The 19,630-nt window shown below is 69.2% G+C and carries 19 protein-coding genes; 13 read left to right on the top strand and 6 right to left on the bottom strand.

The genetic code is table 11. The features are described from left to right. Positions 1-146 precede the first annotated feature (146 nt). Complete coding sequence (locus ACWFRJ_RS44355) at positions 147-2,075, top strand: S9 family peptidase (RefSeq protein WP_453544756.1); 1,929 nt, start codon at positions 147-149, stop codon at positions 2,073-2,075. Here the strand turns inward: ACWFRJ_RS44355 and ACWFRJ_RS44350 are convergent. After that, a complete protein-coding gene (locus tag ACWFRJ_RS44350; protein WP_453544758.1) occupies positions 2,053-2,451 on the bottom strand; it encodes a VOC family protein in 399 nt (132 codons plus the stop codon). The two genes, ACWFRJ_RS44355 and ACWFRJ_RS44350, sit on opposite strands and share 23 nt — an antisense overlap. A 115-nt stretch (positions 2,452-2,566) precedes the next feature. On the opposite strand from ACWFRJ_RS44350, the gene ACWFRJ_RS44345 reads away from it, so the two are divergent. After that, positions 2,567-3,577 (top strand): helix-turn-helix transcriptional regulator, encoded by a 1,011-nt coding sequence (locus tag ACWFRJ_RS44345; protein WP_453544754.1) that lies wholly within the window; start codon positions 2,567-2,569, stop codon positions 3,575-3,577. Positions 3,578-3,682: 105 nt separating this feature from the next. Then, a complete protein-coding gene (locus ACWFRJ_RS44340) occupies positions 3,683-4,633 on the top strand; it encodes a DUF998 domain-containing protein (RefSeq protein ID WP_453544752.1) in 951 nt (316 codons plus the stop codon). Between the two features lie 22 nt (positions 4,634-4,655). On the opposite strand, the gene ACWFRJ_RS44335 is transcribed toward ACWFRJ_RS44340, so the two are convergent. After that, positions 4,656-4,823, bottom strand: a complete 168-nt coding sequence (locus ACWFRJ_RS44335) for a hypothetical protein (protein ID WP_453544750.1) — start codon at positions 4,821-4,823, stop codon at positions 4,656-4,658. 214 nt (positions 4,824-5,037) lie between these two features. Beyond that, on the bottom strand, positions 5,038-5,799 hold the full coding sequence (locus ACWFRJ_RS44330) for a phosphoglyceromutase (protein WP_453544748.1): 762 nt from the start codon (positions 5,797-5,799) through the stop codon (positions 5,038-5,040). Positions 5,800-5,985: 186 nt separating this feature from the next. Between ACWFRJ_RS44330 and ACWFRJ_RS44325 the strand changes: the two genes are divergently transcribed. Continuing rightward, the gene (locus ACWFRJ_RS44325) at positions 5,986-7,275 is read left to right on the top strand and encodes an MDR family MFS transporter (RefSeq protein WP_453544746.1); all 1,290 of its coding nucleotides are present in this window, start codon (positions 5,986-5,988) and stop codon (positions 7,273-7,275) included. On the opposite strand, the gene ACWFRJ_RS44320 is transcribed toward ACWFRJ_RS44325, so the two are convergent. Next, positions 7,265-9,262, bottom strand: coding sequence for a WD40 repeat domain-containing protein (locus ACWFRJ_RS44320; RefSeq protein ID WP_453544744.1), 1,998 nt, complete (start codon positions 9,260-9,262; stop codon positions 7,265-7,267). The genes ACWFRJ_RS44325 and ACWFRJ_RS44320 overlap by 11 nt on opposite strands. Positions 9,263-9,540: 278 nt before the next feature. Here ACWFRJ_RS44320 and ACWFRJ_RS44315 point away from each other — a divergent pair, with 278 nt between their 5' ends. Further along, entirely contained in the window at positions 9,541-9,696 is a 156-nt protein-coding gene (locus tag ACWFRJ_RS44315; RefSeq protein ID WP_389915985.1) for a hypothetical protein, read from the top strand. 97 nt (positions 9,697-9,793) lie between these two features. On the opposite strand, the gene phoU is transcribed toward ACWFRJ_RS44315, so the two are convergent. After that, positions 9,794-10,474, bottom strand: a complete 681-nt coding sequence (gene phoU / locus ACWFRJ_RS44310) for a phosphate signaling complex protein PhoU (protein WP_453544742.1) — start codon at positions 10,472-10,474, stop codon at positions 9,794-9,796. Between the two features lie 283 nt (positions 10,475-10,757). On the opposite strand from phoU, the gene ACWFRJ_RS44305 reads away from it, so the two are divergent. Further along, a complete protein-coding gene (locus ACWFRJ_RS44305) occupies positions 10,758-12,017 on the top strand; it encodes a sensor histidine kinase (protein ID WP_453544740.1) in 1,260 nt (419 codons plus the stop codon). Next, complete coding sequence (locus tag ACWFRJ_RS44300) at positions 12,014-12,694, top strand: response regulator (protein ID WP_383276627.1); 681 nt, start codon at positions 12,014-12,016, stop codon at positions 12,692-12,694. The genes ACWFRJ_RS44305 and ACWFRJ_RS44300 overlap by 4 nt, the downstream gene beginning before the upstream one ends. 102 nt (positions 12,695-12,796) lie before the next feature. Here ACWFRJ_RS44300 and ACWFRJ_RS44295 read toward each other — a convergent pair whose 3' ends face one another. Beyond that, the gene (locus ACWFRJ_RS44295; protein WP_453544738.1) at positions 12,797-13,576 is read right to left on the bottom strand and encodes a DUF461 domain-containing protein; all 780 of its coding nucleotides are present in this window, start codon (positions 13,574-13,576) and stop codon (positions 12,797-12,799) included. 686 nt (positions 13,577-14,262) lie between these two features. On the opposite strand from ACWFRJ_RS44295, the gene ACWFRJ_RS44290 reads away from it, so the two are divergent. From ACWFRJ_RS44290 to rlmB, 6 genes are all read left to right on the top strand, one after another. After that, a complete protein-coding gene (locus tag ACWFRJ_RS44290) occupies positions 14,263-14,745 on the top strand; it encodes a CarD family transcriptional regulator (RefSeq protein WP_003953493.1) in 483 nt (160 codons plus the stop codon). Positions 14,746-15,106: 361 nt separating this feature from the next. Then, a complete protein-coding gene (gene ispD, locus ACWFRJ_RS44285) occupies positions 15,107-15,844 on the top strand; it encodes a 2-C-methyl-D-erythritol 4-phosphate cytidylyltransferase (RefSeq protein ID WP_453544736.1) in 738 nt (245 codons plus the stop codon). Then, on the top strand, positions 15,834-16,355 hold the full coding sequence (gene ispF, locus ACWFRJ_RS44280; RefSeq protein WP_453544734.1) for a 2-C-methyl-D-erythritol 2,4-cyclodiphosphate synthase: 522 nt from the start codon (positions 15,834-15,836) through the stop codon (positions 16,353-16,355). Before ispD ends, ispF begins: the two co-directional genes overlap by 11 nt. A gap of 151 nt (positions 16,356-16,506) precedes the next feature. Further along, positions 16,507-16,911: a PPOX class F420-dependent oxidoreductase gene (locus ACWFRJ_RS44275; protein ID WP_453544732.1), complete on the top strand. Its 405-nt coding sequence runs from the start codon at positions 16,507-16,509 to the stop codon at positions 16,909-16,911. Between the two features lie 111 nt (positions 16,912-17,022). Continuing rightward, positions 17,023-18,423, top strand: a complete 1,401-nt coding sequence (gene cysS, locus ACWFRJ_RS44270; RefSeq protein ID WP_453544730.1) for a cysteine--tRNA ligase — start codon at positions 17,023-17,025, stop codon at positions 18,421-18,423. Between the two features lie 125 nt (positions 18,424-18,548). Next, positions 18,549-19,511, top strand: a complete 963-nt coding sequence (gene rlmB, locus ACWFRJ_RS44265; RefSeq protein ID WP_453544728.1) for a 23S rRNA (guanosine(2251)-2'-O)-methyltransferase RlmB — start codon at positions 18,549-18,551, stop codon at positions 19,509-19,511. The last annotated feature ends 119 nt before the right edge of the window (positions 19,512-19,630 follow it).

Raw genomic sequence — 19,630 nt, 5'->3', positions numbered from 1 at the left:
CTTGATGACATCGTGTCACTAAGTGACGCGTCTGGCTACCCCCTCACGCTCGACAGGGTCGGACGCTTGCGCAATCTGTCACTTAGTGACAGTGTGCATGGTGTCACTTAGTGACAGAAGATCGCCACGGGAAAGGAACCACAGACATGACACAGCGGGAGAACATCTCCGTCGAAGAGTTCTTCGGGCCGCCGCCCCGCGCGACGGTCACGCTTTCGCCGGACGGTACGAAATTGGCGTACCTGGCCCTGTGGAAGAACCGCATGAACGTATGGGTCGAGAGCGTCGACGCTCCGGGGGACGCGCGGTGCGTGACCACCGAGGACCGCGGAGTGGTGAGCTACCACTGGGCCCGTGACCCGCGCTGGCTGCTCTACACCCGCGACCAGGGCGGCGACGAGAACGTGCACATCTACCGCGTGGACCTGCGGGACCCGGACGCCGCCGCGGTGGACCTCACTCCCTACCCCGGGGCGCGGGCCATGGGCGTTGACCTGCCCGCCGGGCGGCCCGGCAAGGTGATCACCCAGCTGAACGTGCGCGACCATGCCCGGTTCGACCTGGTCGAGCTGGACATCGCCACCGGCGAACTCACGCCCCTCGCCCAGAGCCCCGGCGGCACTGTCGAAGGGTGGCTGTACGGCGAGCGCGAGCCGTTCGCCGTGGTGACGACGGCCGAGGGCGACATCGAGCTGTCCCGGTGGGACGCGGCAACGGATGAGCTGGACCCCGTGGCGCGCTTCGACGGCGGTGACGCCCCGCTGGGGGTCTACCCCCTGGAAGTCACACCGGACGGCACCGGGATCTGGCTGGGCTCGCACCGGGGGAGCGACCGCCTCCGCCTGGCCCGGCTCGACCTGGCGACCGGCGAGGAGCAAGAGGTCGACTCCCACCCGCAGTACGACCTGGACACCCGCGCCCGGGTCTTTCCCGCCCTGCCGTCCCCGCTCATCCGCAGCCGGCGCACAGGTGAGCTGCTCGGGGTCCGTTATCTGGGGGAGCGGCAGGTGATCCACGCCCTGGACCCGCACTTCGCCGCCGTACTGGAGAACCTGGAGAAGCTGTCCGACGGTGATCTCGCCGGAGTGTCGTCTGACGAGAGCGGACAGCGCTGGGTGGTCAGCTTCACCCACGACCGTGACCCCGGGGTCACCTTCTTCTACGACCACACCACCGGCGAGAGCCGCCTGCTCCACCGGGCGAAGCCGCATCTCGACCCCGAGTCCCTCGCACCGATGACACCGGTGTCGATCCCCTCCCGCGACGGTCTGACGCTGCCCTCGCACCTGACGCTGCCGGTCGGCATCGAGCCGTCCCGGCTGCCGCTCGTGCTGTTCGTCCACGGCGGCCCCTGGAGCCGGGACAGCTGGGGATACCACCCGGCGGCGCAGCTCTTCGCCAACCGGGGATGTGCGGTCCTCCAGGTCAACTTCCGGGGCTCGACCGGTTACGGCAAGGCCTTCACCCGGGCGGGCATCGGGGAGTTCGCGGGCAAGATGCACGACGACCTCATCGACGGCGTGCGGTGGGCGGTCGACCAGGGGTACGCCGACCCGGAGCGGGTGGCGATCATGGGCGGTTCCTACGGCGGTTACGCGTCGCTGGTCGGCGTCACCTTCACCCCGGACGTCTTCGCCGCCGCCATCGACGTCGTCGGGATCTCGGACCTGGCCAACTTCATGCGCAACCAGCCCGACTTCGTCAAGCCGATGCTCGCCTACAACTGGTTCACGTACGTCGGGGACCCGGCCGACCCGGCGCAGGAGGCCGACATGCTGGCCCGCTCCCCGATCAGCCGCGTCGACCAGATCCGTACCCCGCTGATGGTGGTGCACGGCGCCAACGACGCCCGCGTCGTCCTCGCCGAGTCCGACCAGCTCGTCGAGGCTCTGCGCGCACGAGGCGTCCCCGTCGAGTACACCGTCATGGAGGACGAGGGCCACGCCATCGAGAACCCGGAGAACGTGATCGCCCTCTACACCGCGGCGGAACGCTTCCTGGCCGAACACCTGGGCTTCGAGGCACTCAGCGACCTCAGTGACCTCGGCGACCTCAGCGACCGAACTTCTCGATAGCGGCGGGCGTGACGGGCGTGAAGAAGTTGACGAGGTTGCCGTCGGGGTCGCGGAACAGGAGCGAGCGGTTGCCCCAGGGCAGCGTGGTGGGCTCGTTGACGAAGTCCTCCACGAAGCCGGTCAGGTTCTTGTGGACGCTGTCCACGTCGTCGACAAGGAACTCGAGGATGACGCTGTGGTTGTCGGCCGGGCGGGCGGAGCCGGGCGAGAACAGCGGGACCGTGCGGGTGCTGCCGATCGCGAGGGTGGCCGAGGCGACCCTCAGCTCGGCGAAGTCCTCGTTGGACCAGCTGGCGGTGACCCCGGTGGCGCGCTCGTAGAAGGAGACGAGGCGGGCGACGTCGCTCGTGATGATGCGAACGGAGACGAAATTCATGGGGGTCCACTCCTGGTCGTTCGGGCCGTTGAGGCCGTTCATTCGGTGCTTCTGACCAGAGGCTATGACCAATACCGGGCGGAACCCGCCCGGTATATACGGCAGACTTCTGAACATGCCCCGCCCCATCGCCCGCGTACTCACCCTGCTGGAGCTCCTGCAGTCGGGCGGCATCCGGACCGCGTCCGAGCTCGCCGACCGGCTCGGCGTCGACGAACGCACGGTGCGGCACTACGTCGGCCACCTCGTCGACCTCGACGTGCCCGTCGAATCGGTGCGCGGCCGCTACGGCGGCTACCGGCTCACCCGCGGTTTCCGTATGCCGCCGCTCATGCTGAGCGACGAGGAAGCGCTCGCCGTGCTCCTCGGTCTGGTCGCGGGTCAGCGAGAACGCCTGACGACCACGACCACGGGCACGACCACTGGCACGGCGAGCGAGACGGCGGCGGCCAAGATCCGGCGCGTACTGCCCGAGCGACTGCGCCTCAGACTCGACGCGGTGCTCGGTTCGCTGGCCTTCACGGCTCAGCCCGGCGGATCGGGCGCCCCGGACGTGGCCCCGGAAACCGGGGTCCTGCTCCCGGTCGCCGATGCGGTGAACCACCACCGTCCGATCTCGGTCCGCTACACCAACGCGAACGGCGACCGCAGCGAACGCACGCTGCACCCGCACGGGCTCGTCGCTCACTCGGGCAAGTGGTACGTCACGGCCGCTGATCTCACGACCGGCGAGGACCGTACGTTCCGCCTGGACCGCATCACGGACGTGCGGAACCTGCCGGGCTCGTTCGAACCACCCGCTGACTTCGACCCGGCGCAGCGCGTCCTGACGGGCCTCGCCACAGCCCCGTACCGCCACGAGGTGACCCTGCGCGTCCAGGCGACGCCCGAGCACATCCACACGCGACTACCCCGCAGCGTCGCGATCGTGGAAGAACTGCCGCAGACCGAGGGCTGGTCGAGCGTCGACCTACGAGTGAACGACCTCGACTGGCTCCCCGCAGTACTGGCCTCCCTGGACCGCCCGTTCGCCATCGAACGCCCGGACGAACTCCGAGACTTGGTCGAAGCCCTCGCCGACCGGCTGACGCACTCCGCCCGCCGGGAACCGCCACCTCCCGCATGACGGACAGCCCTCGACTTTCGTCGCCCCACTCCATGCTTTCGGACAACCGCTTCTAGCCACTCGGCAGACGCGCCGCCGGTCACACCGTCCGTAGCGTCGGTTGGCATGAGACACGCGATGCCCGCCGTGGGGCTGTTCTTCCTGTCGCCGGTGGTCGGCGAGCTGCTGCTCGGCGCGACGTCGATCGACATGCTGTGGCTGCTGCCGATGCAGGCGCTGCTGTACGGCGGCGGGTGCCTGCTGATCCGGGAGGTCGTCCGGCGCGCCGGGCGGGGATGGGGCTCGATCCTGCTCCTCGGCGCGGCGTACGCGCTGGTGGAGGAGGGGCTCCTCGACCAGATGCTGTTCAACGCGCACTACTCCGGGAACTACGACATGGTCTCGGTAACGCACGTGCCGTTCCTGGGCATCGGCGCCTACGGGCTGCTCTCGGTCCTGGCCGTGCACGCCGTGTGGAGCATCGCCGTGCCGATCGCGCTCATGGAGTCGCTGGTTCCGGACCGGGCGCGGGAACCGTGGCTAGGCCGCATCGGCCTGTCGGTCACCGCGGCGCTCTTCGCCCTCGGTGCCGTGATCACAGGCTGGGGCAGCTACGACGAGAGCCACTTCATGGCCCCTTGGCCGCGCCTGGCGGGCACGGCTGCGGTAGTGATCCTGCTGGTGGTCACCGCGTTCCGGATCCGGCCGCCGGTGCCGGTACCCGGCGGCCGAACCGCCCGCAGCGCACCCCGCCCCTTGCTCGCGGGCGCGGCGGCGTTCCTGCTGACCAGCGGATTCATGCTGGTCCTCCAGACGAACTGGTGGAGCGTGGCGGCATCTCTCGCCATCGCGGCCGTAGCGCTGGCCCTCGGCATCTCCTGGTCGCACAGGCCCGGTTGGGGATTGCCACAGGTGTACGCACTCGCCGCCGGCGCCACGCTGACGTACACATGGATCGGCTTCGGCCAGACCCCCGACACCGGCTCCGCGGGCACCGCCAACTTGATCGGCCACGTCATCCTCGCGGTCGGCGCGGTGGCGCTGCTTTTCGTCGCAGGGCGCCGGGTGCGGGTGTGAGCATCACGGGAGCCGGACCTGGTCAGCGCCTCTGCTTGTAGCGATCTACGAGTTCTCCGCCGACGACCACGAACCCTGCGAAGAGAGCACTCGCGTACCAGCTCGTCGGGCCGCCGATCACCTGGGCAAGCAACCAGAACATCACGGTGGCAACGATCCAGGCCAAGGCCCAGACCAAGGGTTCCGGCATGGCCGGGCGTGGGTCCTTCACAAGGCGAGGCTACGTCCCGAAGGCCCAGCACCCCACTGGTACGAACGACTTGGACTCCCTGAGCCGCGTCTGCTCGGCTTTGCCCGGGTCGATGGTGGACGTCGCCGAGGCCACAGCGGCAGAGACGGTCCCGGGCAACGAAAAGCCCCCTGTCAGCGGGCAATCCGCAGGCAGGGGGCTTAAAGCGTCGGGCTTACTTCTTCTTGCCCTGGTTCTTGACCGCCTCGATCGCCGCCTTCGCCGCATCCGGGTCCAGGTACGTCCCGCCCGGCTTCACGGGCTTGAACTCCGCGTCCAGCTCGTAGGCGAGCGGGATGCCCGTCGGGATGTTCAGGCCCGCGATGTCCTCGTCCGAGACGCCGTCCAGGTGCTTGACCAGGGCGCGGAGGGAGTTTCCGTGGGCCGCTACCAGGACCGTCTTGCCGGTCAGGAGGTCGGGGACGATGCCGTCGAACCAGTACGGGAGCATGCGGACGACGACGTCCTTGAGGCACTCCGTCTGCGGGCGCACCTCCGGCGGGAGCGTCGCGTAGCGGGGATCGGAGAACTGCGAGTACTCCGCGTCGCGGTCGAGCGCCGGCGGCGGGGTGTCGTACGAGCGGCGCCAGAGCATGAACTGCTCCTCGCCGAACTCGGCGAGCGTCTGCGCCTTGTCCTTGCCCTGCAGCGCGCCGTAGTGGCGCTCGTTCAGGCGCCAGCTGCGGTGGACCGGGATCCAGAGGCGGTCGGCGGACTCCAGGGAGAGCTGCGCGGTGCGGATCGCGCGCTTCTGGAGGGACGTGTGGACCACGTCGGGGAGCAGGCCGGCGTCCTTGAGCAGCTCGCCGCCGCGCGTCGCCTCCTTCTCGCCCTTCGCGGTGAGGTTGACGTCCACCCAGCCGGTGAACAGGTTCTTCTCGTTCCACTCGCTCTCGCCGTGGCGGAGGAGGATCAGCTTGTACGGTGCGTCGGCCATGCCCCTGAGCGTAATCGAACCGCCCTGTGCCCCGCGCGTCCGCCCGCAGCCCGGACAGCGCGGACGCGGGCACGGGGTCAGTTGACGGGTTCTGTTAATCCACTGGCTCTTACCGGCCCACTGGTCGTAATTTTCGCTCGTCGCTAGAGACGCTTACATTTCTGCTTGATCCTGTGGGGGAAACCAATGCCGCTCGCCGCCCTGAGACGCGCCGCCAAAGAGTCCGTCTCCGGTCTTCCCCGCGAGTTCTGGTGGCTGTGGACCAGCACCCTCGTCAACCGGCTCGGTGCCTTCGTCGCCACCTTCATGGCGCTCTATCTGACCCTCGACCGCGGCTACTCCGCGACGTACGCCGGTCTCGTCGCCGCCCTGCACGGCCTCGGCGGCGTCGTCTCCTCGATCGGGGCGGGCGTCATGACCGACCGGCTCGGGCGGCGGCCCACTCTCCTCATCGCCCAGTCGTCCACCGCCCTCTCCGTCGCCCTCCTCGGCTTCATGAAGGACCCCCTGGCCATCGCGGCCGTCGCCTTCCTCGTCGGCATGGCGAGCAACGCGTCCCGGCCCGCCGTCCAGGCGATGATGGCCGACATCGTCCGCCCCGAGGACCGGGTGCGGGCCTTCTCGCTCAACTACTGGGCGATCAACCTCGGGTTCGCGATCTCGTCCGCGGGCGCGGGCTTCATCGCCGAGTTCAGCTACCTCGCCGGGTTCCTCATCGAAGCCGTGATGACCATGGTCTGCGCCGTCGTCGTCTTCGCGAAGCTGCCCGAGTCGCGGCCCGTGCGGACCGCCCTGGAGAAGGCATCGGAACCTGACGTCGGTCTCGGGACCGTCCTGCGCGACGGGCGCTTCATGGGCGTCGTCGGCCTTTCGTTCCTCATCGCGGTGATCTTCCAGCAGGGCGCCGTGGGCCTGCCCGTCGCCATGGGCGAGGCCGGGTTCACGCCCGTCGACTATGGAGTGGCCATCGCCGTCAACGGCGTACTCATCGTCGCTCTTCAGATCCCCGTCACGCGCTTCATCGAACACCGCGACCCGCAACGGCTGTTGATCATCTCCGCGCTGCTCGCCGGCTACGGCTTCGGGCTCACCGCGTTCGCCGGGTCCATCGGCGTCTTCGCCCTCACCGTGTGCGTCTGGACCCTCGCCGAGATCATCAACGCCCCTACGCAGACCGGCCTCGTCGTGCGGCTCTCGCCGACCCACGGCAGGGGGCGCTACCAAGGCATGTACACCCTGTCGTGGGCCGTCGCCGCGCTCGTCGCCCCGCTGATGTCCGGCTTCGTCATCGACCACTTCGGCGCCCAGTGGCTCTGGGCCACCTGCGCGGTCGTCGGGACCGTCGCCGCGCTCGGGTACTGGTCGCTCATGCGGGGGCTTCCGGCCGAGGAGACGGAGACGGAGACGGAGGTGGTGGTCGGCCCTGTGGGACCTGCCCCCGCCTCCGTCCAGGAGACCGGCGTGCCTACCGGGTGAAGTTCAGGTACTTCCACGCCCCGTGCGTCGTCGAGTTCACGTTGTCGCCCGACGTCCCGTTGATGTACGACGAGCGCACCCGCCCACGGATACCCGACTGGCCGGGTCCCTCCAGACGGACGGAGCAAGTGCCGTCCGGGTTCAGCTTGAAGTACTCGGCGCCGCCCCCGGACCGCCACGCGCCGTTCGCGTACACCTGGAGCTCGAAGCGCTGCTTGCGGCCCTTGTAGTAGCTCATGGTCGTCGTCAGGACCGGGTCGGCGTTCTTGTGGAACCAGTAGTACTTCGTGGACCCGATCTTGCCCGTCTTGTAGTGCTTGGAGACGGCCGTGGAGACCTTGACCTTGGCGTACGCCGTGGACTTGGCCTTCTTCGAGCCGTAACGCGCGTCGCCCGCGAAGACGGCGGTGACGGTCGTGTCGCGCTTCATGTCCACCGTGGCGGAGATGTTGCCGCTGGAGTTGACCTTCCCGGTCCTGACCAGCTTGTTGGGCTTGTCGCCGCCGTAGGGATTCGCCCAGATCTCGACCGTGCGGTTCTTGTACGTCGAGCCGAGGTGCGCGGTGAAGGAGACGTCGGCGCCGTAGCCGTAGACCTTGCCGTTCTTGTTCAGGGTCAGCTTGGCCGCGGTCCGTGAGACGTCCACCGTGTCCGTCGCGGAGGCCGCGGAGTGCGTGGCGTCGCCCGCGTACGCGACCTTGTACTTCACCTTGCCGCCCGCGGGCGGGGTATTGGTGAACGAGAAGGTGCCGTCCGCCTTGGTCTTCACCGCGGGCAGCTTCTTGCCGTCGGGGGACTCGACGTCCGTGCGCGTGACGGCCAGTTCGGTCCCGGCGGGCAGCGCCGCTGCCGTGGCGGTGAGCTTGCCGGTGACGGTGAGGGACTTGGCCCGGGTCGCCTTCGTCGGGGCGTTCACCGTCAGGGTGGGCACGGTCTTGGCCGGATCGGTCAGGACCCGCAGCGAGAAGGCGCCCTGGCCGTTGTCGGAGACCGCGAAGAGCCTGCTGCCGTCCGGCGCCCAGGCGAGCCCGCCCTCGGCCAGCGTGTCGCCGCCGCTGCTGCCGCTGGTGTTCGGGAACTCGTACTCCCGGACCTTGGTCCACTTGCCCTGCCGGTAGATGTGCACGTCGGGCCCGTACCAGGAGAAGGTGCCCGCCGCCACGGTGCCGTCCGGGGCGATGTCCACGGCGGAGCCGTAGTCCCCGGAGTTGTAACGGCCCAGCGGTGACAGGTCCTTCGTGGAGTACACCGGGTGGTAGTACGGGGCGCCGCTCGCGGTGACGATCTGGGTCCCGTCGGGGGAGACCGCGATGTCGTCGAAGAAGCCGCCCTCCACCGACTTGCTGACCTTCAGCTCCGGCTTCGGCCCCGAGACGTCGTACACGGTCAGGGTGTCGTTGCTCGTCACCTTCTCGCCGGCGACCAGGATCCCCGAGTCGGGGTCGGAACCGAGCTCGGGCGCGGCGTAGAAACTCGCGTCGCCGTCCTGGGCGAGCGCGACGACCGGCTCGCCGCCGTCGCCGGAGAAGTCGAGCGAGCCGATGCCGCCCTCGGCGTCGGGCCCGTAGCCGAACCACAGCTTGCCGCTCGCCAGCGCGAGCGTGCGCGGCTTCTCGGCGCCGTCGAGCGCGTAGCTCGCACTCTGCGTGTACGAGGACGTCTCCACGGAGACGATCCGGTTGAGCCCCGCCACAGCCGCGTAGACCTGGCCGGAGTCGGGCGAGAGCGCGAGGCCCTCGACGTCCGGAAGACCGTCCAGGGTGGCCTTGACGGTGCCCGCGTAGTCCGTGACGACGATCTTGCCGCCCCTCGGGTCGGAGACGTAGACGCGCTGGTGCTCGCCGTCCACGAGAACGTCACCCGACGACTGCACGTTCAGAAGCTTCGATGAGTCCGCCACCGCCTGGCCGGACGCCGTCGCGACCAGGGCCGCGGAACTGAAGAGGACCGCGAGCGCTGTCGCGGTCGAGATGGTGCGCGTACGCACGGTATGTGACCCCCCACATAAGAAGAACCCAGGTCAGAGACCTGGGACTTGATACCCCTGCACAGCGGACTCACAGTAAGGCATTTCTGTGAAGGTTGTGTAGGAAGTTTCGTGGGTGGTGATCCGGAACGCCGGGTGCGCCGCACGCGCGTGTGCGCCGTTGGTGCGCCCCTCTTCAGTGGGCATGCAACGGGCAACAGGCAGTGCGCCATCGCCGTACGCCTTCGCAGTACGCCTTCGCAGTACGCCTTTGCAGTACGCCTTCGAGGAGGAGACCCATGGCTGAGTCCCCGATGACCGAACCCGTCCCCGAGCAGCCCGCCGATACGCCGGGCCTGCCCGCGCTCGTACTCCTCGGCGCCTGCGGCTGCGGCTCGGGCTGCGGCTGCGGCTGTCAGTCGGGCGGACCGTGCCAGTGCGGCGGCTGCGGCTGAAGCTGAGGCACTCGGAGCAGAGCCAGAGCAAAGGGGTGTGCCCCGCACGATCGGTGCGGGGCACACCCCTTTGCGCGCGCGTCGGCCGGTGTAGGGCTCAGGCGCCTTCCACGGGCGTGCCCGTGGGCTGGATCTCGTCCGCGTGCTCGCCCGTGACCAGGTAGACGACCCTCTTGGCCACCGACACCGCGTGATCCGCGAAGCGCTCGTAGTAGCGGCCGAGGAGCGTCACGTCCACGGCCGTCTCGATGCCGTGCTTCCAGCGGTCGTCCATCAGGTGCTGGAAGAGCGTGCGGTGCAGCAGGTCCATCTCGTCGTCGTCCTGCTCCAGCTGCATCGCCAGGTCGACGTCCTTCGTGATGATGACCTCCGCCGCCTTGGCCATGAGCCGCTGCGCGAGCTGCCCCATCTCCAGGATCGTCGCGTGCAGGTCGTGCGGAACGGCCGACGCCGGGAAGCGCAGCCGGGCCAGCTTGCCGACGTGCTGGGCGAGGTCGCCCGAGCGCTCGAGGTCGGCGCTCATCCGCAGCGAGGTGACGACGATGCGCAGGTCCGTGGCGACCGGCTGCTGCCGAGCCAGAAGGGCTATCGCGCGCGCCTCCAGCTCGTGCTGGAGATCGTCGACCTTCTGGTCGGCGGCGATCACGCTCTCCGCCAGCTTCAGATCGGCGTCGAGCATGGCCGTCGTGGCGCGCCCGATCGCGGACCCGACCAGACGGGCCATCTCGACCAGCCCCTCGCCGATCGAGTCAAGTTCCTCGTGGTACGCGTCGCGCATGTGGATGTCCCTCTCTAGTACGACCCGGGGGCTGACCCCCACGCTCCCACGGTGCGGGTCGGACGCGTCCGTTTCCGACATCCCGAATGAACCGTCCCTGTCACCCAGGTGAACTGTGGGCGACGCGTGGCGCGCTCCCCGGAGTCGCCCCGGCGCGGCCCGGCGTAACCCGTTCGGCCGAAGTGAACCAACACCGTCCCCTCGGTGAACTCTGGGCGACGAGTGTTCGAGGCGGCACCCGGATGGCTGGGGCTGGTGCTCATTCGGCGCATAACCTGGAGGCATGGACGTGAACGCGGCGGTCGCCGCAGCGGCAGCGATCGCCGGAGTGTGCACCGGTGTCATCGCCATGCTGGCGTTCCGCTGGAGCGAGCGCGACCTGAAACGCCCCACCCGGACCTCCCTGCACACAGACCCCGTACTGCCGCCGGGCGTCGACACGGTTCTCTCCGTGCTCCGCTCGTCCGCCGTCGTCCTCGACGAAGCGGACAGCGTGGTGAAGGCCAGCTCGGCGGCGTACGCCCTCGGCCTGGTCCGCGGCGGCAAGCTCGCCGTGGAGCCCATGCTCCAGATGGCGCGCGACACCCGCCGCGACGGCGAGATACGCCAGGTCGAGCTGGACCTGCCACGCCGCGGCACCGGCCGGGGCGAGGCCCTCGCCGTCTCCGCACGCGTGGCCCCCCTCGGCTCCCGCCTGGTCCTTCTCCTCGTGGAGGACCTCACGGAGGCCCGCCGCATCGAAGCCGTACGACGCGACTTCGTGGCGAACGTGAGCCATGAGCTCAAGACCCCGGTGGGCGCACTCTCGCTCCTGTCCGAGGCCGTCATGGACGCGTCGGACGACCCCGAGGCCGTCGAGCGCTTCGCGGGCCGCATGCAGATCGAGGCGACCCGCCTGACCAGCCTCGTCCAGGAGCTCATCGACCTCTCCCGGGTCCAGAACGACGACCCCTTGGAGGACGCCGAACCCGTCCGTGTGGATGAGCTGGTGGCGGAAGCGATCGACCGCAGCCGTCACCAGGCCACCCACAAGCAGATCACCATGGCCGCGGGCGGCACCGCCGACCTGCGGATATGGGGCAACCGCGGCCAGCTCGCCGCAGCACTCGGCAATCTCGTCGAGAACGCCGTCAACTACTCGCCCGCTCGCACCCGCGTCGGCATCGCAGCCCGCCGGGTCAACGCACCGGGCGGAGACCTTATCGAGGTGGCCGTCACCGACCAGGGAATCGGCATCTCCGACAAGGACAAGGAGCGCATATTCGAGCGCTTCTACCGAGTCGACCCGGCTCGCTCCCGGGCCACCGGCGGCACCGGCCTCGGCCTCGCCATCGTCAAACACGTGGCCGCCTCGCACGGCGGGGAGGTCACCGTGTGGAGCTCCGAGGGACAGGGCTCCACCTTCACCCTGCGGCTGCCCGAAGCAGCCGCAGCCCGCGACCGCGGATCCGGTCACGGCGGAGACGGCAGCGAAGCCGACACCGCACGGCCCGACGAGACCACTGCGTACGAACCCATCCCTGCCCCGGAGGTCCTTCCGTGACCCGAGTGCTCGTCGTCGAGGACGAGGAATCCTTCAGCGACGCCCTGTCCTACATGCTCCGCAAAGAGGGCTTCGAGGTCGCCATCGCGGCCACCGGCCCGGACGGACTAGACGAGTTCGAGCGCAACGGCGCCGACCTCGTCCTGCTCGACCTGATGCTGCCGGGCCTGCCCGGCACGGAGGTCTGCCGCCAGCTGCGCAGCCACTCCAACGTCCCGGTGATCATGGTCACCGCCAAGGACAGCGAGATCGACAAGGTGGTCGGCCTGGAAATAGGAGCCGACGACTACGTCACCAAGCCCTTCTCGTCGCGCGAACTGGTGGCTCGCATCCGCGCGGTCCTGCGCCGCCGCGGCGAGCCCGAGGAGGTCGCCCCGCAGGCCCTGGAGGCGGGCCCGGTCCGCATGGACGTGGACCGTCACGTGGTCACCGTCTCCGGCTCCAAGGTCGACCTGCCCCTCAAGGAGTTCGACCTCCTGGAGATGCTCCTGCGCAACGCGGGCCGCGTCCTGACCCGCATGCAGCTGATCGACCGCGTCTGGGGCGCGGACTACGTGGGCGACACCAAGACCCTCGACGTCCACGTCAAGCGCCTGCGCGCCAAGATCGAGCCCGACCCGGGGGCGCCGCGCTACCTGGTGACGGTGCGGGGCCTGGGCTACAAGTTCGAGCCGTAAACAGCAGCCCCCACCCCCAGCAGACAGACGGAAGGGCGGGAACCCACTGGGTTCCCGCCCTTCCGTCTGTGCGTCTGTGCGTCTATGCGTCTGTGCGTCGTGTCAGTGCTGGGCGCCCGTGCCCGCAGTCGTGCCCGCGTCCTGCGACCCGGCTTCGGACTGCTCCGTGCCCTTGTCGGAGGCGTTGCCCGACGGCTTGTTCGAGGAGTTGGCGGCGCCACCCTCGGTTGCGCCCTCGGTCGAGCCCTCGGTCGTGCCCTCCGTGGCACCCGCGGTCGTGCCGTCGGACGCGCCGTCGTTGGGCTCACCGCTCGCCACGCCGGTCGGCTTCGAGTCCGGCGCCTCGGGAACCTCGGACGGGCCCCACTTCTTGAAGTAGCTCTCGGCCGGCACGACGAAGGTCTGCATCTTCACGTCGCCGGTCTCGCTGAAGGCGAAGACGACCGGCTGTGCGTTGCCGTCCTTGACGGCCTCGCGGCTGCTGGGCAGGACGGCGGAGGCGTTGTCCTTGCCGCCGATGACGACGGAGCCGCCGGCGGGGATGGTCAGCGGACCGCCGCGCTTGGAGACCTTGTCGTCCTTGGCCGGCGTGATCTTGGCCTTCTTGCCGGTACCGGTGACCGTGATCTCGTCCAGGGTCTGGTCGGTACGGCCGTTGTTGAAGACCGTGGCGGCGATCACCGCGGGACCCGTCGACTTCAGGTCGGGCTGGGTGATCACCATGGCGTTCTGGATCTTGATGTCGCCGACGGCGGTCGCGGCGTTGTCCGGCCTGATCTCGTGCGTCTGGGCGTTGTTACCGGCGCCGCACGCGGCGAGCGACGCGAGCGAGAACGCGATGGCGGTGGCGGCGATGGCGCCACGTCGAAGGCTGCGGCTCACGGCGGCGGCAACTCCTTGAACGAGGACGGGAGGAGGACGGCCGTAAAGCCGCCCTAAGTATGTGTCAGCGGCCTTAGGTTACCGAGCCGTTCCCGCGCCACCGCACCCGACCCGCCCCTACGGCCCTTGAGCCTCTCCCGGGCCCCTCCCGTTCCGCCGCGATCTTGCCTCGATCCTGCCGCGATCTTGCTGTGTACGCGCCATGTCCGGCCACACCTGCCACTGCCGTCACTCTCACGCCATTGGCCTCTCGGCCACCATTCACATAAGCGCCGTCAAGAGTCAGTCGGAGCCCGTCCTGGGGATTTCCGGTAAGGAATGCATGGCGGTCCGGGGAAGTCCGGGAAATTGATCACTCGGGGATCTTGATCAATTCCGGATTTACGTCGAAGGCGGAGTCGCACGCCTCTCCAGTCGCCGAACGGAGTAGCGAAAGTTCACTGCCTGGAACCTGGCAAACCGGGACGTTCAGCCTCCTGGAGCGCTCTCTGGGGGCGTGTGACGGGCGTGTTTCTGCTTCCCCGGAGAGCTGCTCTCACCTGCGAATACCTCGCTCCGGAAGCCCTTCGCAGCACGTTCCTGTTGCAGTTGTCAAGCCCCGAGATGCGCCCTGACCTGCGAAAACGCCATTCAGAAGAGGCGGTTCTCGTGTTAGGATGGATAGCCACGGAAGGGGTACCTGTCACATGACGTTCAAGGTTGGCGACACCGTGGTCTATCCCCATCACGGGGCCGCGCTGATCGAGGCCATTGAGACTCGCCAGATCAAAGGCGTGGACAAGACCTACTTGGTGCTGAAGGTCGCTCAGGGCGACTTGACGGTACGTGTGCCTGCGGACAATGCGGAGTTCGTCGGCGTACGTGATGTGGTCGGTCAGGACGGGCTCGACCGGGTCTTCGAAGTACTGCGCGCGCCGTACGCCGAAGAGCCGACGAACTGGTCCCGTCGCTACAAGGCAAATCTCGAGAAACTCGCTTCGGGCGATGTCATCAAGGTCGCGGAAGTCGTGCGTGACCTGTGGCGTCGTGAGCGTGAGCGCGGACTGTCCGCGGGTGAGAAGCGCATGCTCGCCAAGGCTCGCCAGATCCTGGTGAGCGAGCTCGCCCTCGCGGAGAACACGAACGAGGACAAGGCCGAGGCCCTGCTTGACGAGGTTCTCGCGTCCTGATCGCGTCCTGACATACGCGTACGCATATGTCCTGGCGCCATGAATGCCGCGGTGCCCGCTGACCCTCAATGGTGTCGCCGGGCGCTGCGGCATGTTCGTACCCAGACGCAATCTCTCAGACGCAGTACCTCTGAGATGCACTCTCTGAATTTTTGAATCTTCGCCGTCGTGCTCGCGCCGTACTCGGTGTTCCTGGTGCCTTGTTCCCTGTGCCTCTGTTCCTGCTGGTGCTGCTTGGCGTGCGCGCCGGGCTCGGGCAGCTGTCGACCAGATGTCACGGAAGGGTCCGGTCAAGGGCTCGTGCCCGGCGTCGCTGTGGCCATACCCACCTCCCCCGAGCACACAAACCTGAACGGAAGCGATGTCTGAGGAATCCCGCACCGCGGTCGTGATCCCCGCCGCCGGACGCGGCGTACGGCTCGGCCCGGGCGCCCCCAAGGCGCTCCGCGCGCTGAACGGCACACCCATGCTCATCCACGCCGTACGGGCCATGGCCGCATCCCGCGCCGTCTCGCTCGTCGTCGTCGTGGCCCCGCCGGAGGGCGCCGCCGAGGTCAAGTCCCTCATCGCCGATCACGCGCTGCCCGAGCGCACCGACTTCCTGGTGGTCCCCGGCGGCGAAACCCGCCAGGAATCCGTGAAGCTCGGCCTCGACGCCCTGCCGGACGGCATCGACATCGTCCTGGTGCACGACGCGGCCCGCCCCCTCGTACCGGTCGACACCGTCGACGGCGTCATCGAGGCCGTACGCGACGGCGCACCCGCCGTCGTCCCCGCGCTGCCCCTGACCGACACCGTCAAGCAGGTCGAGCCGGGCGACCCCAAGGAGCCGGGCGCGCCCGAGCCCGTGGTGGCCACGCCCGAGCGGGCCCGCCTGCGCGCGGTGCAGACCCCGCAGGGCTTCGACCGCGACACCCTCGTCCGCGCCCACGCGACCGTCACCGACAACGTCACGGACGACGCCAGCATGGTCGAGCAGCTCGGCCTCCGGGTCGTCGTCGTGCCCGGCCACGAAGAGGCCTTCAAGGTGACGCGGCCCCTCGACCTCGTACTCGCCGAGGCCGTACTCGCCCGCAGGAGGGCCAACGATGGCTTCTGAGAACAAGACCCAGCAGAACCAGCCGGTCCGCATCCCGCTCCCGCAGGTCGGCATCGGCACCGACGTGCACGCCTTCGAGGAAGGGCGCGAGCTGTGGTGCGCCGGGCTCCTCTGGGAGGGCGAGAGCGCGGGCCTCGCCGGGCACTCGGACGGCGACGTCGCCGCGCACGCCGCCTGCGACGCCCTGTTCTCCGCGGCCGGCATCGGCGACCTCGGCGCGCACTTCGGCACCAGCAGGCCCGAGTGGTCAGGCGCCTCCGGTGTGACGCTGCTCGCCGAGGCGGCCAGAATCGTGCGCGCCGAGGGCTTCGAGATCGGCAACATCGCCGTCCAGGTCATCGGCGTACGGCCCAAGGTCGGCAAGCGGCGCGACGAGGCGCAGAAGACGCTCGGCGCCGCCGCGGGCGCCCCCGTCGCCGTGTCCGGCACGACGACGGACGGGCTCGGCCTCACCGGCCGCGCCGAGGGCCTCGCGGCGATCGCCACGGCACTGGTCGTACGGACCGGCTGACCGGAGACGGGTGAAATGCCGCCGCGGCAGGGTGTGTTGGAGCAGTATCGGGAACGCACCCCCGGGCGACCCGTCCACCGACGTACGAGAGATACGAGCGTCGTACGAGAGATACGAGAGATACGAGAGATACGAGAGAGAGGCACCCGCAATGGCCGCCGAACTGTCCGACAAGATCAAGGCTCTTCTCGACACCCCCGTCTTCGTCAACGTGGCCACCGTCCAGCCCGACGGCAGCCCCCAGGTCTCACCGGTCTGGGTGAAGCGTGACGGCGACGACCTGCTCTTCTCCACCACGCTCGGCCGCCGCAAGGAGAAGAACCTGCGCCGCGACCCGCGCGTGACGGTGCTCCTGCAGCCCTTCGACTCGCCCTACACGTACGCCGAGATCCGCGGCGAGGCGACGGTCACCACCGAAGGCGGGCAGGACCTCATCGACGAGCTGGCACTGAAGTACACCGGCCTGAAGTACGCGGAGTTCAACCAGTCCTCCGCCGACGACGCCGCCCGCGTCGTCGTCCGCATCACCCCGCGCAAGGTCGTCGGCCGCCTCTGAGACCCTTCCGGGCCCTTCCGCACCCCTCCCACAGCCCCGCATGTCACAGTTCCGTGCCCTGTTGCCCCCAGAGGTCGCAGGGCACTGCCCTGCGACCACTACCCTGGAGTGGTGACGATTCGCCTGTACGACACCAGCGCCCGGCAGATCCGAGACTTCAGCCCCCTCATCGACGGCTGTGTCTCGATCTACCTGTGCGGCGCGACGGTGCAGGCGGCCCCGCACATCGGGCACATCCGCTCGGGTCTGAACTTCGACATCATGCGCCGCTGGTTCGCCCACCGCGGCTACGACGTCACCTTCATCCGCAACGTCACGGACATCGACGACAAGATCATCCGGAAGTCGGCCGAGCAGGGCCGCCCGTGGTGGTCGATCGGGTACGAGAACGAGCGGGCCTTCAACGACGGCTACGACGTCCTCGGCTGCCTGCCGCCCACCTACGAACCGCGCGCCACCGGCCACATCACCGAGATGGTCGAGATGATGCGCGGCCTGATCGAGCGCGGCCACGCCTACGAGTCCGACGGCAACGTCTACTTCGACGTGAAGTCCTTCCCCGGCTACCTGGAGCTGTCCAACCAGGAACTGGACAACCTGCTCCAGCCCTCCGGCGAGGGCGAGACCGGCAAGCGCGACCCGCGTGACTTCGCCATGTGGAAGACGGCCAAGGAGGGGGAGCCCAGCTGGGAGACCCCCTGGGGCCGCGGCCGTCCCGGCTGGCACCTGGAGTGCTCGGCGATGGCCCACAAGTACCTGGGCCGCGAGTTCGACATCCACGGCGGCGGCATCGACCTGATCTTCCCGCACCACGAGAACGAGATCGCGCAGGCCAAGGCCTTCGGCGACGCGTTCGCGCGGTACTGGGTGCACAACGGCTGGGTCACCATGAGCGGCGAGAAGATGTCCAAGTCGCTCGGCAACTCGGTCCTCGTCTCCGAGATGGTCAAGAAGTGGCGCCCGATCGTCCTGCGCTACTACCTGGGCACCCCGCACTACCGCTCGATGATCGAGTACAGCGAGGAGGCCCTGCGCGAGGCGGAGTCCGCGTTCGCGCGGATCGAGGGCTTCGTGCAGCGCGTGGTGGAGAAGGCCGGGGGCGTCGTCGAGCCCGCAGCCGAGGTGCCGCCCGCCTTCGCCGACGCGATGGACGACGACCTGGGCGTCCCGCAGGCGCTCGCCATCGTCCACACGACCGTACGGCAGGGCAATTCCGCCCTGGCCGCCGACGACAAGGAAGCCGCGGTGGAGCGGCTCGCCGAGGTGCGGGCCATGCTGGCCGTGCTCGGCCTCGACCCGCTCGACCCGCAGTGGGCCGGTGAGGGCGACCGCGGCGACGATCTCCACGGGGTCGTCGACACCCTCGTACGTCTCGTGCTCCAGCAGCGTGAGGCGGCGCGGGGCCGCAAGGACTGGGCCACGGCCGACACCATCCGCGACCAGCTCAACCAGTCCGGCCTCGTCATCGAGGACAGCCCGACAGGCCCCCGGTGGACTCTCGGCCCGCGCTGAGCGTCTGACCTGGCGATGTGCCGCCCGGCGACCCGGGCGGCACACTTCATATACGTACGTAATTCACGCAGTGCGCGGTCACGCCGTACGAAGGCAACCGCACGCATCACAGAGACAGGTAGGTCATGGCCGCTAACAACCGCCGCATGTCCGGCAAGAAGGGCGCGCAGGTCGGCAGCGGTGGGAATCGGCGCCGCGGCCTTGAGGGCAAGGGTCCGACGCCGCCCGCCGAGGCGCGCAAGGGACACAAGAAGAACCGCATCACCAACGCCATGGCCAAGAAGGCCACCGGCGCCGGTGGCGGTGGCAGCCGCCGTCCCGGTTCCGTGAAGGGCCGCGGCAAGGGCACGTCCGAGATGGTCGTCGGACGCAACTCGGTCGTCGAGGCGCTGCGCGAGGGCGTTCCCGCCTCCATGCTCTACGTCCAGCAGTTCATCGACAACGACGAGCGCGTGCGCGAGGCGCTGCAGCTCGCCGGTGAGCGCGGCGGCATCCACCTCATGGAGGCACCGCGCCCCGAGCTCGACCGCATGACCAACGGGCTCAACCACCAGGGCCTCGTGCTCCAGGTGCCGCCCTACGAGTACGCGCACCCCGAGGAGCTCGCGGCCGCCGCGTACGACCAGGGCGAGGACCCGCTGATCGTCGCCCTCGACGGCGTGACCGACCCGCGGAACCTGGGCGCCGTGGTGCGTTCCGCGTCCGCCTTCGGCGGGCACGGCGTCGTCGTCCCCGAGCGGCGTGCCGCAGGCATGACCGCCGGAGCCTGGAAGACGGCCGCCGGTGCCGCGGCCCGTACGCCCGTGGCGCGGGCCACGAACCTGACCCGCGTCCTGGAGTCCTACAAGAAGGCCGGGCTCGCGATCGTCGGCCTCGCTGCGGACGGCGACCACGAGGTCGGCGACCTCGCGGCACTGTCCGGCCCCGTGGTCATCGTCATCGGCAGCGAGGGCAAGGGCCTCTCGCGCCTGGTCGGCGAGACCTGCGACTACCGCGTGCGGATCCCCATGCCGGGCGGCACGGAGTCCCTGAACGCCGGTGTGGCCGCGGGAGTCGTGCTCTACGAGGCGTCCCGGCGCCGGAGTTAGTCGCTTGGCAGGGCGTCGGGGGCCCGCCCCCCACCCCCCGCGGGCCCCCCCCCCCCCCCGCTAGGCCCGGGCACAACAGAAGCCCCGGCAGACACACCACCAACCCAAAAAAGAACCCC

The sequence above is a fragment of the Streptomyces sp. NPDC055239 genome (assembly GCF_053606205.1).
This window is presented reverse-complemented; position numbering and strand designations above follow the sequence as displayed.

Bases quoted from the DNA above. Each gene is read 5' to 3' on its own strand.
- ACWFRJ_RS44315 (WP_389915985.1), top strand. From the start codon at position 9,541: ATGGCTGAGTCCCCGATGACCGAACCCGTCCCCGAGCAGCCCGCCGAT.
- ACWFRJ_RS44305 (WP_453544740.1), top strand. From the start codon at position 10,758: ATGGACGTGAACGCGGCGGTCGCCGCAGCGGCAGCGATCGCCGGAGTG.
- ACWFRJ_RS44340 (WP_453544752.1), top strand. From the start codon at position 3,683: ATGAGACACGCGATGCCCGCCGTGGGGCTGTTCTTCCTGTCGCCGGTG.
- phoU (WP_453544742.1), bottom strand. From the start codon at position 10,474: ATGCGCGACGCGTACCACGAGGAACTTGACTCGATCGGCGAGGGGCTG.
- ACWFRJ_RS44325 (WP_453544746.1), top strand. From the start codon at position 5,986: ATGCCGCTCGCCGCCCTGAGACGCGCCGCCAAAGAGTCCGTCTCCGGT.
- ACWFRJ_RS44335 (WP_453544750.1), bottom strand. From the start codon at position 4,823: ATGCCGGAACCCTTGGTCTGGGCCTTGGCCTGGATCGTTGCCACCGTG.
- ACWFRJ_RS44330 (WP_453544748.1), bottom strand. From the start codon at position 5,799: ATGGCCGACGCACCGTACAAGCTGATCCTCCTCCGCCACGGCGAGAGC.
- ACWFRJ_RS44350 (WP_453544758.1), bottom strand. From the start codon at position 2,451: ATGAATTTCGTCTCCGTTCGCATCATCACGAGCGACGTCGCCCGCCTC.
- ACWFRJ_RS44290 (WP_003953493.1), top strand. From the start codon at position 14,263: ATGACGTTCAAGGTTGGCGACACCGTGGTCTATCCCCATCACGGGGCC.
- ACWFRJ_RS44355 (WP_453544756.1), top strand. From the start codon at position 147: ATGACACAGCGGGAGAACATCTCCGTCGAAGAGTTCTTCGGGCCGCCG.
- rlmB (WP_453544728.1), top strand. From the start codon at position 18,549: ATGGCCGCTAACAACCGCCGCATGTCCGGCAAGAAGGGCGCGCAGGTC.
- ispD (WP_453544736.1), top strand. From the start codon at position 15,107: ATGTCTGAGGAATCCCGCACCGCGGTCGTGATCCCCGCCGCCGGACGC.
- ACWFRJ_RS44275 (WP_453544732.1), top strand. From the start codon at position 16,507: ATGGCCGCCGAACTGTCCGACAAGATCAAGGCTCTTCTCGACACCCCC.
- ispF (WP_453544734.1), top strand. From the start codon at position 15,834: ATGGCTTCTGAGAACAAGACCCAGCAGAACCAGCCGGTCCGCATCCCG.
- ACWFRJ_RS44345 (WP_453544754.1), top strand. From the start codon at position 2,567: ATGCCCCGCCCCATCGCCCGCGTACTCACCCTGCTGGAGCTCCTGCAG.